At 71.8% G+C, this 15,677-nt stretch carries 14 protein-coding genes; 5 read left to right on the top strand and 9 right to left on the bottom strand.

Features of this window, described 5'->3' with window-relative positions; all coding sequences use genetic code 11:
* Positions 1 to 26: 26 nt before the first annotated feature.
* Both ABZV42_RS12355 and ABZV42_RS12350 read right to left on the bottom strand, forming a co-directional pair.
* A complete protein-coding gene (locus ABZV42_RS12355; protein ID WP_355976919.1) occupies positions 27 to 1,076 on the bottom strand; it encodes an NAD-dependent epimerase/dehydratase family protein in 1,050 nt (349 codons plus the stop codon).
* 125 nt (positions 1,077 to 1,201) lie between these two features.
* Complete coding sequence (locus ABZV42_RS12350; protein ID WP_356051838.1) at positions 1,202 to 3,064, bottom strand: LamG-like jellyroll fold domain-containing protein; 1,863 nt, start codon at positions 3,062 to 3,064, stop codon at positions 1,202 to 1,204.
* Positions 3,065 to 3,448: 384 nt separating this feature from the next.
* Between ABZV42_RS12350 and ABZV42_RS12345 the strand changes: the two genes are divergently transcribed.
* The gene (locus ABZV42_RS12345; RefSeq protein WP_355976915.1) at positions 3,449 to 3,853 is read left to right on the top strand and encodes a PaaI family thioesterase; all 405 of its coding nucleotides are present in this window, start codon (positions 3,449 to 3,451) and stop codon (positions 3,851 to 3,853) included.
* A gap of 85 nt (positions 3,854 to 3,938) precedes the next feature.
* Here ABZV42_RS12345 and ABZV42_RS12340 read toward each other — a convergent pair whose 3' ends face one another.
* The gene (locus ABZV42_RS12340) at positions 3,939 to 4,391 is read right to left on the bottom strand and encodes a DUF4442 domain-containing protein (RefSeq protein ID WP_351534820.1); all 453 of its coding nucleotides are present in this window, start codon (positions 4,389 to 4,391) and stop codon (positions 3,939 to 3,941) included.
* Between the two features lie 180 nt (positions 4,392 to 4,571).
* On the opposite strand from ABZV42_RS12340, the gene ABZV42_RS12335 reads away from it, so the two are divergent.
* From ABZV42_RS12335 to ABZV42_RS12325, 3 genes are all read left to right on the top strand, one after another.
* Entirely contained in the window at positions 4,572 to 5,633 is a 1,062-nt protein-coding gene (locus ABZV42_RS12335) for a hypothetical protein (protein WP_355976913.1), read from the top strand.
* A gap of 248 nt (positions 5,634 to 5,881) precedes the next feature.
* Positions 5,882 to 6,910 carry a hypothetical protein gene (locus ABZV42_RS12330; RefSeq protein ID WP_355976911.1) on the top strand — a complete coding sequence of 343 codons (1,029 nt, stop codon included), beginning with the start codon at positions 5,882 to 5,884 and terminating at the stop codon, positions 6,908 to 6,910.
* Positions 6,911 to 7,237: 327 nt separating this feature from the next.
* The gene (locus tag ABZV42_RS12325) at positions 7,238 to 8,560 is read left to right on the top strand and encodes an MFS transporter (RefSeq protein ID WP_355976909.1); all 1,323 of its coding nucleotides are present in this window, start codon (positions 7,238 to 7,240) and stop codon (positions 8,558 to 8,560) included.
* Here ABZV42_RS12325 and ABZV42_RS12320 read toward each other — a convergent pair.
* The 3 genes from ABZV42_RS12320 to ABZV42_RS12310 all read right to left on the bottom strand — a co-directional run bounded on the left by ABZV42_RS12320 (position 8,522) and on the right by ABZV42_RS12310 (position 11,740).
* Positions 8,522 to 9,367 (bottom strand): fused MFS/spermidine synthase, encoded by an 846-nt coding sequence (locus ABZV42_RS12320; RefSeq protein WP_356051837.1) that lies wholly within the window; start codon positions 9,365 to 9,367, stop codon positions 8,522 to 8,524. The two genes, ABZV42_RS12325 and ABZV42_RS12320, sit on opposite strands and share 39 nt — an antisense overlap.
* A 129-nt stretch (positions 9,368 to 9,496) precedes the next feature.
* Positions 9,497 to 10,666, bottom strand: a complete 1,170-nt coding sequence (tuf, locus tag ABZV42_RS12315) for an elongation factor Tu (protein ID WP_356051836.1) — start codon at positions 10,664 to 10,666, stop codon at positions 9,497 to 9,499.
* Between the two features lie 339 nt (positions 10,667 to 11,005).
* A complete protein-coding gene (locus ABZV42_RS12310) occupies positions 11,006 to 11,740 on the bottom strand; it encodes a DNA alkylation repair protein (protein ID WP_356051835.1) in 735 nt (244 codons plus the stop codon).
* Positions 11,741 to 11,789: 49 nt separating this feature from the next.
* On the opposite strand from ABZV42_RS12310, the gene ABZV42_RS12305 reads away from it, so the two are divergent.
* Positions 11,790 to 12,608 carry a VTT domain-containing protein gene (locus ABZV42_RS12305; protein ID WP_356051834.1) on the top strand — a complete coding sequence of 273 codons (819 nt, stop codon included), beginning with the start codon at positions 11,790 to 11,792 and terminating at the stop codon, positions 12,606 to 12,608.
* Positions 12,609 to 12,710: 102 nt separating this feature from the next.
* Here ABZV42_RS12305 and ABZV42_RS12300 read toward each other — a convergent pair whose 3' ends face one another.
* Genes ABZV42_RS12300 through ABZV42_RS12290 form a run of 3 tightly spaced genes read right to left on the bottom strand, consistent with a single transcriptional unit; the run spans position 12,711 to position 15,573 of the window.
* Positions 12,711 to 13,439, bottom strand: a complete 729-nt coding sequence (locus tag ABZV42_RS12300) for a cupin (RefSeq protein WP_356051949.1) — start codon at positions 13,437 to 13,439, stop codon at positions 12,711 to 12,713.
* Positions 13,433 to 14,374, bottom strand: coding sequence for a PmoA family protein (locus tag ABZV42_RS12295; protein WP_356051833.1), 942 nt, complete (start codon positions 14,372 to 14,374; stop codon positions 13,433 to 13,435). Before ABZV42_RS12295 ends, ABZV42_RS12300 begins: the two co-directional genes overlap by 7 nt.
* A complete protein-coding gene (locus ABZV42_RS12290; protein WP_356051832.1) occupies positions 14,371 to 15,573 on the bottom strand; it encodes a Gfo/Idh/MocA family oxidoreductase in 1,203 nt (400 codons plus the stop codon). Before ABZV42_RS12290 ends, ABZV42_RS12295 begins: the two co-directional genes overlap by 4 nt.
* Positions 15,574 to 15,677: the final 104 nt, after the last annotated feature.

Below are 15,677 nucleotides of genomic sequence, written 5' to 3'. Positions count from 1 at the left end.
GAACGGCGGCCGGGACGTGGGACTCGTCACGTCCGTTGCCTCCAGGACTCGTAGTGGTCGAGCAGGGTCTCCTCGACCGGGCGGTAGGTGATCCCCAGTTCGCGCACGCTGCGGCTGTTGTCCACGCGGAACCGGATACCGAGGTGTTTGCGGATGTAGTCCTGGGTCAGTCCGAACGCCGGGCCGAGGACGCGGACCGGCCAGTGCGGGAGCGCGGTGCGGGGCAGCCGCAGCCCTCGGGGATACCGGCCGCGGATGACGCGCGCCATGTCGTGGAAGGACGTCATCGTCTCGGCCGCGACGATGTAGCGGCCCTTGGCGCCGTCGTGCTCCGCCGCCGCGATGTGCGCGTCCGCGACCTCGCGGACGTCCGCCGTGGTGAAGCTGAAATCGGGTGCGCCGTAGAAGAAGTAGCCCTTGAACAGTTCGTCCAGCAGGAACAGGCTGCCGGACTGGGAAGCCGGGGTCAGCGAGGGGCCGAGGATCAGACCGGGATTGACGGACACCAGGCGCCAGCGGTTCTGCGCCGCCTCCGCCGCCCAGGCCTCGCGCTCGGCGAGTGTCTTCGCGTAGTGGTACGGGTTGTTCTCGACCGTGCTGGTGGTGTTGAAGTACTTCTCCGACAGGACGCCGCCGTCCATGCCCCGGACGTCGATGTAGTCGCCGAAGATCGCGCCGACGGTGGAGGTGAGGACGAGCTTCTCGACCGTCGGTGTCCGTTCCACCCCGGCCAGCACGTTGCGTGTGCCGAGCAGCGCCGGGTCGACCATGTCCCTGCGGCCGTCCTTGATCTTCTCCGGCATCAGGAACGGCGACGCGACATGGAAGACCACGGCGCAGCCGCTCATCGCCGCGTCGAAGGAGCCGTCGGCCAGCAGATCCGCCTCGAACAGCTCGAGCCGGCCGGGAAAGGCCTCCCGCATCCCCAGCAGCGGGGCCACCTTCGCGGTGTTCGCCGCGCTTCGTACGGTGGTACGGACCCGGTATCCCCGCTCCAGCAGCCGCCGCACCAGATGGCTCCCGACGAACCCGCTGCCACCGGTCACCAGAACGGCGCCCTGCCCGCGTACGCCCACGCTCGCACTCCTCGATCCCGGCCTGCCCCGGCCCTCGGGCAATGCGCGCGCACCGCCCGAGGGCCAGGGTCCGGCATGGACGACCGGAAGGGAACAGGTGCTCGCTCCCCGGGCCGTCCGGCCGGCTAGGCGGGTGAGGTGAGGAAGTCCCGTACGGGCAGGGCGTGGTCGACGATGCGGGTGTCGCCGATCCAGCCGTAGAAACCCTGCCCGAAGCTCTCGTCGAACTGGGTGGCGCCGAGGACGAAGGGCTTGCCGAGCGTCGCGATCCCGGTGGACGGCTGCGCGGGGTTGCGGGCGATCTTCGAGCCGTCCACGTACAGCACGGTACGGCGGCCGTCGTTGACGACGGCGACATGGGTCCAGCGGCCCACGGGCAGAGCGTGGCTCCATGATGTCGGGTCGGCGTCCTGCCGCTCCGGATAGACGACGAACTGAAGGAACCGCTCGGGCGACAGATTGAGGCTGCACGTGGGCTCCAGCGGGGACCAGCCGGTGGTCTTGCCCGCGTCGCCGTTGCGGCCTTCCCAGCTCAGGATGCCCATCCAGGCGTGGTCGCCCTCGAAGGGATCCGGCAGCCGGATGAAGGTCTCGATGGTGTAGCCCCGGGTGAACTGCGCGCTGTTCAGGGCGGCTCGGGCGGACGTCGAGAGGATGGCGCCACGGTCGGGGCTCTTGCCGCCGTCGAAGTGGAGGCTGGCGTGGGCGGGTTGGCCCGGGTGATGGTCCGCCGACCAGGCGAGGACGTCCGGACCGCTCGCGTGGAGCCGGCTCACGGTGAGGTCGTTCCCGTGGCCCGTGAGATCCCGTACGACCGTGCCGTCCGGGACGGGAGCGCCCGTCACCGCCCCGGAGCCGTCGAAGCGCCAGTAGGCCACCGTGCCGCGCGGCATCACGGCGGAGGCCGGGCGCGGCTTCGGCGGGACGACGGGCGCGAAGCCACCGAAGCGCTCGTCGAAGTCGATCCGCAGGCCGAACCGGTCGACGGGGCCGGTCAGTTCGATCGTCTCGGCCTCCAGCGGCGTCCGCTTCTCCGGGTCCTGGGCGAGGAACCACGGAGCGAACGTCTCGACGTCGATGACTCCCCGGGCCAGGTCGAAGGAGTAGGTGCGGATCATCCCGGCGCCGCCGTAGTAGCGGTCCTGGTAGTTGGTGATGTGGACGTGGACATCGTTGTCGGCGTCGTTGGACAGGACCGTACGGCCGGGCGGCCAGTAGTGGCCGCCCAGCGCGAGGAAGATCTGGTCGTTGCCCCGGACGAGGCCGTCCCACAGGCGCTTGCCGTTGTCCGAGAGCTGGGCCTTGCCGTCGTCGTCCGACCACGCGATGTCGTGTGTGGTGAGCACGGCGGGAAGCGTGGGGTGGGCGTCCAGGACGCCCTGCGCCCAGCGCAGCCCCTTGTCGGACACCCGCCAGTCCAGGGCGAGCACCAGCCACTCCCGGCCGCCGGCGCGCAGCACGTGGTAGCTGTTGTAGCCGTCGGGAGAGGCGCCGCGGAAGGTGGGCATGGAGGCGTAGCGTTCCGGGCCGAACGCGGCCAGGTAAGCCGTGCCTCCCCGCTGGTCGTCCGTCGACGACGGAATGTCATGGTTGCCGGCCAGGACGCTGTAGGGAACCTTGCCGTGAAGGGTGCGGAAGGTGTCGGCGGCGCGTGAGATCTCGTCCTCGGTGCCGTGTTCGGTGACATCGCCGAGGTGCGTCATGAAGGCGATGTTCGCCTCGGCCCGCTCCGCCACGAGGTACCGGAAGGTCTCCCGCAGCGGCGCCGGGTCGGCACTGTCGGCGTCGAAGAGGTACTGCGTGTCGGGGAGCACGGCCAGCGCGAAGCGCGGGCTCTCGGTGTCGAACCGGCCCCCTCCGCCCGCGGTCGCGGCCCGCGCCGGAGCCGTCTCGAAGGCGGCGGTCGCCGCGCCGGCCGCCGGTACCGCGACCGCGGCGCGCAGCAACGCCCGTCTGTCCGGCCCGTTCTGCTGTCCTGCTGTGCCCATGTGCCCTCCAGGTGAGCAAAATCGAGGTCAGGAGGCACGGTGGTGACCGGCCATGACCGGGCAGTTGCAGTGAGCTGAACGACGCGTTGTGTTCGCCGCACGATTGCGGCACGGCACGGCGGTACGGCACGGCACGACACGGCAGCACGAAACCCGGCGGCACGGCGACAGGGCGGCGGTATGTAACCCGGCGGCCCGGCGACAGGACGGCGCTACGGCATACGGCACTGCGACAGGCCGGCACAGCCGCTACAGCGCCACTACGGCACGGCGGGAGACCGGATCGCATACACACCCCGCACCACAGTAACGCCCCTCGCCGACAAGGGAGTTGATAGAAAGGATCATCGACTTACGTCCCACCTCTCCCACAAGGAGCCCGATGTGAACGTCACCGCCGACGACATATACGCGATGGCCCCCTACGCCAGGACCCTGGGCGTGCGCTTCACCGCCCTGTCCGCCGAGGGCGTGGACGCGGAACTCGACTTCGTGCCCGAACTGTCCACCTCGGGAGGCGGGTTGCACGGAGGCGCGCTCATGGGTCTGGCCGACGTCGCCTCGGCGGTCTGCGCGGCACTGAACGGGCCCGCGGGCGCCGTTCCCGCCACCACCACTTCCACCACGCATTTCCTGCGGCCCGTGCGCGAGGGGGCGGCCCGCGCGAAGGCCCGGGTGCTGCGGGTGGGACGCGACACGGCGGTCGTGGAGTGCGACATCGAGGACGACCGGGGACAGCTCTGCACCCGGGTCACCCAGACGGTGAGCATCCGGGTTCCGCGCGGCTGAACCGGGCCGGCAGGGCCCCCGCGAACGACCCAGGGCCCCGATCGGCGGGTACTCCGCGATCAGGGCCCTGTGGGCGACGCGGGTCTCAGCCGTTCGGGCGGAGCGTCCAGACGACCGTCATCTCGCCGGTCACCGCGCCGTCGGCGCGCTGGATGGCGATGGCGACGGGGAACTCGGGACGCTGTCCGGCGTCCAGCTCGGCGACGACGTCGGCGGCGGGCCGGCCGAGCGTCGCGGTGGCCGTGACCGGGCCCATCGCGAGCTTCTTGTACGCGATCTCGGCACTGACCGCGAGCGGCACGGCGCGGGAGAGCTGGTCCCCGAAGGCGGCGAGCACGATCGCGCCGCTCGCCGACTCGCCGAGCGTGAACATGGCTCCGGCGTGCGGTCCGCCGACGTGGTTGTGGAAGTCACCCTGGTCCGGGAGCGCCACGACGGCCTTCTCCGGGGTGGTCTCCACGAACTCGAGGTTCAGGGTCCGCGCCATCGGCACGGTCGCGGCGAGCATCTCGCCGATGGTCATCTGGTCTGCACTCATACCTCGATGTTACCCATGAGTAGTAATCCTGGCCAGACCCCGCCCGGCGCCCGTGCCGGTCGGCCACCCGAGCCGGTCGACGCCGGAGGGCCGACGCCGGGCACGGAGCCGCACTCCGGTACAGGCTTGACAAGACGCGGTGACAGAAACGTTTCACTAGCGCCACTAACGTGACTGCCCATGTGGCCAGGACAGCAGCCGCCCGGAGGCGAGCAGAACCCGCCGGGACAGAACCCGCCGGGACAGAACCCCTACCAGCAGCCGGGGTACCAGCAACCGAACCCCTACCAGCAGCCCGGATACCAGCAGACCCCGCACCAGCAGCCGGGCCGACCTCAGCAACCGGGCCCGTACGGGCCCCAGCCGGGACAGCAGCCCTGGGGCACGGCCTCCCCCGCGGGCGCGCCCGAGCCCCCGCGTGGGAACGGGAACCGGACGAAGGTGATCGCGATCGTTTCGGCCACCGCCGTGGTCGTGGCCGCCGGGGTGACGGGCGCCGTTCTGCTCGGCGGCGGCAAGGACAACCGGGCCGGGGGCGGCGACAAGGGCACGAGCCCGAAGCCCTCGGTGAGCGCGCCGAAGAGCCCGAGCGCCTCACCCTCCGGCGGCGACGCACGCGGCGGGACGGGCGAGCAGCCGACCGTCCCCGGCTGGAAGGTCGTCGTCAATCCCAAGTGGGGCACGGCCTTCGACGTCCCCGCGGACTGGGAGGTGGCCTCGCCCGGCACGTCGATCGGGTTCGAGAAGCACGACGCGAAGGGCGGCGACAAGCCGCTGATCATGATGTCGGCGCCCGCTTACTTCAAGTCCAAGTGGTGCAGCTCCGACGAAGACAAGGACGGCCGTACGGAGGACACCGCGCTCGGCGCCACGGGCACCAAGGGCGCGAGCGGGGCGAAGAACACCGACGAGGTCGCCGTGAACCAGGTCCCCTGGTGGGTGTACGGCGGCTACACACAGCCGGACAAGAAGAGTCTGACCTTCGACAAGAAAGCCAAGCCGTACACCACGAGTTCGGGCATCAGCGGGAGCGTCGCCTGGGCCAGGTCCAGGAACACGCCCCAGAAGGGGAAGTGCGCGAGCGACGGAAAGGCCGTCACCTTCGGGTTCAAGAACTCCGCGGGCGACTTCGTGGCATGGAACCTCTACGGCGCCACCGGCGTGAAGGACGAGATCCCCGACGCGACCATCCTGAAGATCCTGAGCACCGTACGTCTGCACGGTGACCCGACGGGGTCGTGAGCCGGGCCCGGCAGAGGTCCTGAGCCGAGGCCGGAACCGGCCGATGTCATGAGCCCGAGGCCGCAACCGGCCGACGTCATGAGCCGAGGCCGGGACCGGCCGTCGCCATCAGCCGCGCCCGCTCAGCGGCCTGAGACGGCGTCAGGCCGACTCCGAGCCGGGATCAATGGGACAAGTGGCCCGATGACGCGGTCGTTTCGGGGACCGCCGTGGCACCCGGGTCACAGGCACCTCTATCGTTACCAGCCATGTGGCCAGGACAGCAGCCGCCCGGGGGCGAGCAGAATCCGCAGGACCAGAACCCGTACCAGCAGCCGGGGTACCAGCAGCCGAATCCGTATCAGCAGCCGGGGTATCAGCAGCCCGGCCCGTACGGACAGCAGCCGGGGCACCCGCAGTGGGGAGCGCCGTCGGATCCCCTCGGCACACCTCAGGTGCCCGGCGGCAACGGCGGTGGCGGCGGCAACAAGACGAAGATCACCGCGATCGTGGCGGCCTCGGCCGTCGTGATCGCCGCCGGGGTGACCGGATTCCTCGTCCTGGGCGACAACGGCAAGAACGACGACAAGGCCGGCCCCGGCACGTCCAAGTCTCCCAAGGTGTCGGCCCCCACGTCGGCGAGCGCGAGCGCCACCGACGTCGATCCGCGCGGTGGCGGCGACGAGAAGGCGACGATCGCCGGCTGGAAGGTCGTGGTGAACCCGAAGTGGGGTACCGCGTTCGACGTGCCGCCGGACTGGAGTGTCAGCACTCCCGGCACCTTCATCGGCTTCGAGGACGACAAGAAGGGCGACGGCTCCGCGCTCATCGGCATGTCCGCCCCGGCGTTCCTCAAGGAGAAGTGGTGCACGTCCGACGCGAACAAGGACGGCCGCACCGAGGACACCGCGCTCGCCGCCGCGGGCACCAAGGGCCAGAGCGGCGCCAAGAACACCGCCGACGTGGCGCGCAATGACTCCGCGTGGTGGGTGTTCGGCGGCTACACCGACCAGAAGAACGCTTCGAAGAAGCTGCTGAAGATCGGCAAGCCCGAGACGTACACCACGGCCTCGGGCATCGAGGGCAGCGTCACGACGACGTACTCCAAGGGCGTCGCCAAGAAGGGCAAGTGCGACTCCGACGGCAAGGCGACCACCTTCGCCTTCAAGAACTCGGCGGGCGACTTCGTGTCCTGGACGCTCTACGGCGCCAAGGGCGTCTCGGAGGAGATCCCGGACGCGACGGTGCGGAAGATCCTCAGCACCGTACGGCTGCACGGCAATCCGACAGGTTCCTGAGCCCCGGCCCGAGCGCGCGGCCCCGGCGCCCGGGCCCCCTTCCCGGGGCGGGGGCGGGATGCCTCGCGGCGACAAAACGGAGCGGTCGCTTCCGTCGCGCAGCCGTCCCCGTACACGGTCGCTTCCGGCGCGCAGCCGTCCCCGTGCACCGTTTCTTCAGGCTCGCCGCCGTCCCCGTGCACGGCCGCTTCCGGTGCGCTGCCGTCCCCCTGCACGACCGCTCGCGGCGGGCGGGCGTGTGGGGGCGGGTGCCGGGCGGGGTGAGTGCCCGCAGGGGTGCTCACCTCGGGTTTGGCAAGTCGGGCACCGGGCGGCGATAGTCTCCCGGTGACCTCAGCCGCCGACCTCGCCCGACCCTCCCGCCGCCCCTCCTGGGCGGGCCGGAACTACACCCTTCTGACCGCCGCCGCGGTCGTCACCAACCTGGGCAGCCAGGGCGCGCTGATCGCCTCGGCGTTCGCGGTGCTCGGCGCGGGCGGCGACGGAGGCGACGTCGGCCTGGTGGCCGCGGCGCGCACCCTGCCGCTGGTGCTCTTCCTGCTGATCGGCGGTGCGGTCGCGGACCGGCTGCCGAGGCATCACGTGATGGTCGCGGCCAACGCCCTCAACTGTGTGTCGCAGGCGGCGTTCGCCGTCCTCGTCGTCTCCGGCGAGGCACGGCTGTGGCAGATGATGCTGCTGTCGGCGCTCGGCGGCACCGGGCAGGCGTTCTTCAACCCGGCCGCCGAGGGCATGCTCATGTCCTCCGTCCGCGGCGAGCAGGCGAGCCGCGCGTTCGCGATGTTCCGGATGGCTATGCAGGGCGCGGGCCTCGGCGGCGCGGCCCTGGGCGGCGCGCTGGTGGCCGTGATCGGACCGGGCTGGGTGCTCGCCGTGGACGCGGTGGCGTTCGCGGTCGCCGGCGCCCTGCGTTCCTTCCTCGACATCAGCCACATACCGCCGCGTGAACCCGGCGGCGGTCTGTTCTCCGATCTCCGCGACGGCTGGCACGAGTTCGTCGGACGGCCCTGGCTGTGGACGATCGTCGCGCAGTTCTCCGTCGTGGTCGCGGTCGTCGGAGCCGCGGACGCGGTCTACGGTCCGCTGGTCGCCCGGGACAGTCTCGGCGGGCCGGGACCCTGGGGTCTGGCGCTCGGCGCGTTCGGCGCCGGGACCGTGGGCGGCGCGCTGCTGATGACCCGCTGGAAGCCCCGTCGTCTGCTGCTCGCCGGCACCTTGTGCGTCTTCCCGCTCGCTGCACCGGCTGCCGCGCTCGCGGTCCCGCTGCCGGTGGGACCGCTGTACGCGGTGATGTTCGTCAGCGGTCTGGCGATCGAGGTGTTCGGGGTGTCGTGGATGACGGCGCTCCACCAGGAGATACCCGAGGACAAGCTCTCGCGGGTGTCCGCGTACGACTGGTTCGGATCGATCGCGATGGTCCCGCTGGCCACGGCGCTGGCGGGCCCCGCGGAGCAGGCCTTCGGCCGGACGCCCGCGCTGTGGGGCTGTGCGACGCTGGTCGTGGTGGCCACGGCGGCGGTGCTGTGCGTCCCCGACGTCCGGAATCTGACGCGGCGGTCCCGGACGGTGGCCCAGGGCGCTCCCGCCCCGGCCCCCGGCGCGGAGCGGGCCTCAGCCGATGCCGAAGGACCCGCCGGGCGGCTCGGGTGACGGCACCGCGTCCTCGTCGCGCACCGGAGCGGCCCCGCCGATGAAGTCCCGCAGCGCGGCGCCGTGTTCGACGCGTGCCGGGAAGGCGTCGGCGGCGGTACGACGGGCCAGGGCGGTCGTGTCGAGCGGGTGGTGGGAGGCCACGAGCACGGCGTTGCCGAAGCGCCGGCCGCGCAGCACTCCGGGTTCGGCGATGAGGGCGATCTCCTCGAACACGGTGGAGAACGTGGCGAGCTGCGAGCGGAGAAAGCCGAAGGGCGCCGCGTCCGCGAGGTTGGCGAGGTAGACCCCGCCGGGGCGCAGCACGCGCTCGGCGGCGCTCGCGTAGGCGGTCGATGTCAGGTGCGCCGGTACGCGCGAGCCGCCGAAGACGTCCGCGATCAGGATGTCGGCGGTGGCCGGAGCGGCGGCTTCGATCCAGGCGCGGGCGTCGGCGCGGTGCAGCTCGATGCCCGTGCCGTCGGGCACCGGCAGACACTCGCCGATCAGTTCCAGCAGGCCCTTGTCCGCCTCGACCACGTCCTGGCGGGAACCGGGCCGGGTCGCGGCGACGTAGCGGGGCAGGGTGAGCGCCCCGCCGCCGAGGTGCAGCACGTCCAGGGCGCGCCCCGGTTCCCTCACCGTGTCCAGCACGTGCCCGAGGCGCCGGGTGTACTCGAACTCCAGGTGGGTCGGTTCGTCCAGATCGACGTACGACTGGGGCGCGCCGTCCACGGTGAGCAGCCACGCCCGTTCGCGATCGACGTCGGGCATCAGCTTGGCGGTCCCGTGATCCACGGCCCGCGTCACGGGTATCGGCTCGTCCACGGGTCCATTGTGCGGCACTCGCGAAGACGTGAACGGGCCCGCCCGGCCACGCGAACGGGGCCCGCCCCGGCGACGTGAACGGGGCCCGCCGTGTCATGGCAGGCCCCGCGTCCCCCTACCGGCCTGGCGTCAGAGGACCGACGTCACGGTCCCGGCTCCGACCGTGCGGCCGCCCTCGCGGATCGCGAAGCCGAGGCCGGGCTCCAGCGGCACCTCACGGCCGAGCTCGACCGTCATCTCGACGGTGTCGCCCGGCCGGGCGACGGGCAGCCGGCCGAGGTCGACGTCGCCGACCACGTCCGCGGTGCGGATGTAGAACTGCGGCCGGTATCCGGTGGTGACCGATGTCGTACGGCCGCCCTCGCGCGTCGACAGCACATACACGCGCGCCGTGAAACGACTGCTGGGTACGACGCTGCCGGGAGCGGCGACCACGTGCCCGCGGCGGACCGCGTCACGCGGCACACCGCGCAGCAGCAGCGCCACGTTGTCCCCGGCCTGCGCCTCCTCCATGGGCTTGCCGAAGGTCTCCAGGCCGGTGACCACCGAGTCGACGCCCGCTCCGAGCACCTCGACCCGGTCCCCGACGTGGATCGTGCCGCGCTCCACGGCACCGGTGACGACGGTTCCGCGTCCGGTGATGGTGAGCACGTTCTCGACCGGCATCAGGAACGGCGCGTCGAGATAGCGCTCGGGCATCGGCACATAGGTGTCCACGGCGTCGAGCAGCGCGTCGATCGCGGCCGTCCACCGGGGGTCCCCCTCGAGCGCCTTGAGGCCGGACACCCGCACGACGGGCACCGAGTCGCCTCCGTAGCCCTGCGCCGAGAGCAGTTCGCGGACCTCGAGCTCGACCAGGTCCGTGAGTTCCTCGTCCCCGGCGTCGGCCTTGTTGAGGGCGACGACGATGTGGTCGACACCCACCTGCCGGGCGAGCAGCACGTGCTCGGCGGTCTGCGGCATGATCCCGTCCAGCGCGGACACGACGAGGATCGCCCCGTCGAGCTGGGCCGCGCCGGTGACCATGTTCTTGACGTAGTCGGCGTGGCCGGGCATGTCCACGTGCGCGTAGTGCCGGGTGTCGGTCTCGTACTCGACGTGCGCGATGTTGATGGTGATGCCGCGCGCGGCCTCCTCGGGCGCGCGGTCGATCCGGTCGAACGGTACGAACGTGCCGGAGCCGCGCTCGGCGAGGACCTTGGTGATGGCGGCGGTCAGGGTGGTCTTGCCGTGGTCGACGTGACCCATGGTGCCGATGTTCAGGTGCGGTTTGGTGCGCACGTAAGCCGTCTTGGGCATGGCTGTACCTCGAAGCCTCTTCAGTGTCAGCGGAGCTGAGTGATGGCCCCGGCGCGTACGGGCCGGGACAGGGACCCCCAGGAGTTACCGACCCTCCCCCTGCGGGGTCCGCCGGACGATCCGGGAAGGGTCAGCTTCGGGCGCCGTCGACGGCTGCCGTGATGATCTGGACGGCAGCCTTCGGCGCATCCGCGACTGCGGATGCTGCGAGGAGGAAGGCGTACCGGAACATGAGGAGATCATCGCCGACCGGTCCGCCGGCGTCGAATGAATTTCGGTGCCCCGTGGACCGGTGTGACGCGGGCGGCGCTCCGGGGTCCGTGGGGTTCGCCCGCGGTCTCAGGGACCGATGTTCTTGAGCGCCTCACGCACGGACAGCGGGGCGAGCCTCGCCCGTTCCGCGGCCACGAAGTCCCGCACGGCCTGCGGATCGGTCTTGGCGTATTCGCGCAGACACCATCCGATGGCCTTGCGGATGAAGAAGTCGGGATGGTCCGAGCGCCGGACGCAGTACGCGAAGAGGCGCCCGGTGTCGGTGGCCTCCTTGTACCGCAGCTGATGGAGCAGCGCCGTGCGGGCGACCCACATGTCGTCGTCCTCGATCCAGGCGTCCATGTCGGTGCGCAGGCGCGGATCGGCGGCCACCAGGCCTCCCACCACATGCGCGGCGAGCGCGTCGACGGTGTCCCACCAGGGGACGCTGGAGACGAGATGCCGGGCCACCGGCAGGAAGCCCGACGACAGGCGCGTCACATGGCGGCGCAGATAGTCGACGGCGAAGTACCGGTACTCGCGTTCCGGCAGCCGCCAGCAGCGCAGGGCGAGCGCGGTGCAGTCCTGCTCGTCGGGCCGGGCGGTGTCCAGGAGCACGGTGCGGGACAGGGCACGGCGCTCGGGGGTCGTCAGCCCGAGGAAGGGAGCGATGTCCTTCATGTACGCGCGCATCGACGCGGCCCGGTCGGGGTCGGCTGCCGACGGGTAGACGGAGGTGACCCGCTCCAGGAGGGTGTCCGCGAGGACGCTGTCCGGCACCTCGAACCGCGCACCTGACGTTCCCGAAGCTGTGACGCCCATGAGACGAACCATACGGCGATCACACACACGCGTCGGTTAGTCTCGCCGGATGCTCGATGCCACCACCCGCTCTGGGGGCACCGCAACGGCCACTCCCCAGGCCGCCGCCACGGAGCTCACCGTCGCCGCCGACCCGGTCGTCGGCGCGGAGATCACCGTCGCCGCACCCGCGGTCCCGACCGTCGTACGCACCGGCCCGGCCGCGCGCTTCGTGAGAGCACTGCTCTCGCCATGGTCGCGGCTCTCCCTGCTGGTCGTGCTGCTCGCGGCCGCGGCGTCGAGTGTGCTCCTCTTCGACCCGCAGCGGCTGCTCGCCGACGGCTGGCCGCCCCAGCTCGGCGGCGCCACCGCGGCTGTCGCGTTCTCCGTGGCGTACGGGCTGTGCACGGTCGCCTTCGTACCCCGGCCGCTGCTCAACCTGGCCGCCGGCGCCGTGTTCGGCTCCCAGCTGGGTCTGGGAACCGCGCTGGTGGGCACGGTGCTCGGCGCGGGGGCCGCCTTCGGGCTCGGCCGGATCCTGGGGCAGGACGCGCTGCGGTCACTGCTGCGGGCCCGCTGGCTGAAGGCGGCGGACGGTCAGCTCAGCCGGCACGGCTTCCGCTCGATGATGGTGGCCCGACTCTTCCCCGGTGTGCCGTTCTGGGCCGCGAACTACTGCGCGGCCGTCTCCCGCATGGGCTGGTTTCCTTTCCTGGTCGCGACGGCGCTCGGCTCGATCCCGAACACCGCCGCGTACGCCGTCGCCGGCGCCCGCGCGTCCTCACCGACCTCCCCGGCGTTCCTGATCGCGATGGCCCTGATCACGCTCCCCGCCGTGGTCGGAACGGTGGTGGCCTGGCGAAAGCGCCACCACCTGCGCGGCCACTGAGACACACACGGGTTCGCGGCGGGCAGCAGGCAGCAGGCAGCAGGCAGCAGGCAGCAGGCAGCAGGCAGCAGGCAGCAGGCAGCAGGCAGCAGATCGTACGGCTCAGTCGGCCGCCTCGTAGACGTCGAGCCGTCCGCACATGCCGAACCGGCCCCGCGCGGAAGGCTGTCCGGCTCGCACGGCGGCCTCGGCGAGGTGCCACAGGTCCCCCCGCTCCAGCCGGTCGAGCTGGTCGCCCGTCGCCGCGGCGGCGGCCCCGGCCCCGCGCAGCCACCGCTCACGCCACTCCGCGAGGCGGGGCCCCACCAGGGCCGCGGCGGCCCGGTGGAACGCCGCGAGCGGCTCGGGTCCGTCCGCGTCGAGCAGCGCGCGGTACCCCTCCAGGGCGAGATCCCGCCGGGCACGGGCGCGGCGCGCCCGCTCCTCCTCGGACGCGTCGGTCGGGAGGACGGTGGCCGCCGCGTAGATCCCGGGATCGGTCAGGTATCGCGGGGGCAGCGTCATGACCGCGTCGCCGGCCTCCGGGAGCCCGCCGTTCTGCATGAGCACCGTGATGCTCAGGTCGCGCTCGTTGACCAGGCGGTGGATCGTGCCCGGGGTGAACCAGGCGACCGTGCCGGGGACGAGGTCTGTCACCTCGTACCCCGCCGTCGTCAGCGTCTGGACCGAACCGCTGCCCCCGGTGACGACGTACGCCTCCGAACAGGTCAGGTGCAGATGGGGAGTTCCGCCGCTCAGGCCGTCGGCCGCGGGCCAGTCGTACACCCGCAGACGCGACACGGCGACCGCCCCCGGAAGTCCGGGAAAGCCCGGTGTCACGGCGCTCACCAGGGGTGCTCCGCAAGGTACTTGACGATGTCCTGGCGATCCCGGACCCCTTCGGCGACGATCACCCGGTAGCGACGGGTGAGCGTGTCGCCGGGCGCGAGTTCCAGCTCGTCGAAGAAGGCCAGGGACGGGGCGACCGCGGCGAAGGGTTCGCTGCGTACGAACCAGTGCGCCGGGTGGGTGCCCCGCGCCCCGGCGTGATCGTTCTCGGGCGCGTGCTCGAAGACGAGGGTCGCGTGACCGTCGCGGCCGTCGTGCTCCGCCGTGTACGCGAGCCAGGGCGCCGAACGCCCCATCAGCCCGGGCCCCTCGGAGTCCGGGCCGATTACGCGCCCGCCCCGGAAGCCTCGTGGTCCACGCCAGAACAGGCCCGTGTAACCGGCCATCTCGCGCCCGGCGGTGGTCGGACTGCCGAAGCGCAGGGGTTCCTCGCGCCGGTTGGTGACGGCGGAGCTCCAGGTCAACGCCCAGGAACCCGCCCCGGGATCGACGTCACGCACCTCGACCCGGCGCTGCTCGTCGGCCCACAGCTCACCGTCGTACGGATGCCAGGTGAGCCGCTCGGCGATGACCGCGCCGCCGGCCTCGGCGGCCACCTCGTCGAAGCCGGCGTGCACCATCGACCCGACGCGCTCGGGGAGTTCGAGATACCCCTGACCGTGGACGTAGGTGTTACCGCCCCAGAGATTCTGTCCGGAGAGATGCGAGGCCGTCATCTGGAGGCCCTTGTGCCAGCGGTGGTCGTTCGGACGGTAGTCCGTGACGATGTCGCCGGCCAGGGTCCGCAGTGGATGCACATACGGCTTCGGTGATTCCCAGGCGTCCTCCGGACGGTAGACGTAGGCCAACAGCTCGACGCCGGTGGAGACTTCGCTGACGGTGATCCGTTCGCCGTGTGTGTGAACGATCCGAAGGCCCGACCCTCGCGACTCGCTCATGCCGGGACCTCCGTCCCCGCCGTCCGGGTCCCGGCGGGTGCCCAGCCCGGGGCGCCGCCGTGCAGCGCCGTGTAGTACGGATCTCCGGGACCGATCTCCCCCGCGCGGACGGTCGTGTCCGTGAACGCCGACTTGTAGAGCGCGGTGATCAGTTCGAGGCTGGTCCGCCCGTCGGCACCACTCCCGCGCGGGCGTTCGCCCGCCCGCATGCAGGCGACGAGATCCCTCAACTGCGCGAGATGCGAACTGGGCACGTCCACGCCGAAGTCCCGCCAGGCCGTGACGTCCACGTCCGGGACACCGGGGGCGGGGGTGATCCGCCAGTTGTCGTTGCCGTGACCGTACAGATGGGTCAACTCGACGGTCGCGCGCTCGCAGTCGACCCGGATGCGGCTGACCTCGTCGGGGCTCAGGACACTGTTGACGACGGTCGCCAGGGCGCCGTTCGCGAAACGGACCAGGGCCGTCGAGACGTCCTCCGTCTCCACGTCGTGCACCAGACGAGCCGTCATCGCGCGCACCTCCGTCCACGGCCCGAGCAGGTCGAGGAGCAGATCCATCTGGTGGATGCCGTGCCCCATCGCGGGGCCGCCGCCCTCGGTCGCCCAGCGGCCGCGCCAGGGGGCGGCGTAGTAGTCGGCGTCGCGGTACCAGGTGGTCTGGCAGTGCGCGACGAGCGGCCGGCCCATGACCCGCTCGGAGATCAGATGCCGCACATGGCGGGCGCCCGAGCCGAACCGGTGCTGGAAGACGATCGCGGCGTACGGCCCGCCGTCCGTGCCCTCCGCCGCCTCGACCGCGTCGAAGTCGGCGAGCGTCGGCACGGGCGGCTTCTCGCACCACACCCAGGCGCCGGCCCGCAGCGCGGCGACGGCCTGCGTGCGGTGCAGGGTGGGCGGGGTGCAGACGGCGACGAGATCGGGCCGCTGCTCCTCCAGCATCCGGTCCTGATCGGTGTATGCGCGCGGAATGCCGGCCTCTGAGCAGAAAGCCCGGACGGCGTCCTCGGCGATGTCCACCGCGGCGACGGTCTCCGTCTCGCCCTCATCGGCGAGCCGGGCGAGAGCGGGCTGGTGGCCACCGCGGGCGATGGCGCCCGCGCCCACGACGGCGACCCTGACACGGCGGCCGTCGAGAGGGGTGTTCGCGGCACGGTTCGCAGCGGCCTGGGGGTCGGTTGCGGGACGGGATGCGGTCATCTGCCTGATCAGCGCTCCATCGGACGTGATGTCGGACGTCGGCCCGCGCATGGCTCCACCACTCGGACACGTACCGGCCGGCGGACGCGCACCGTGCGGGGGCA

This window comes from Streptomyces sp. NPDC005281, from assembly GCF_040607495.1.
Classification (GTDB): Bacteria; Actinomycetota; Actinomycetes; order Streptomycetales; family Streptomycetaceae; genus Streptomyces.
This window is presented reverse-complemented; position numbering and strand designations above follow the sequence as displayed.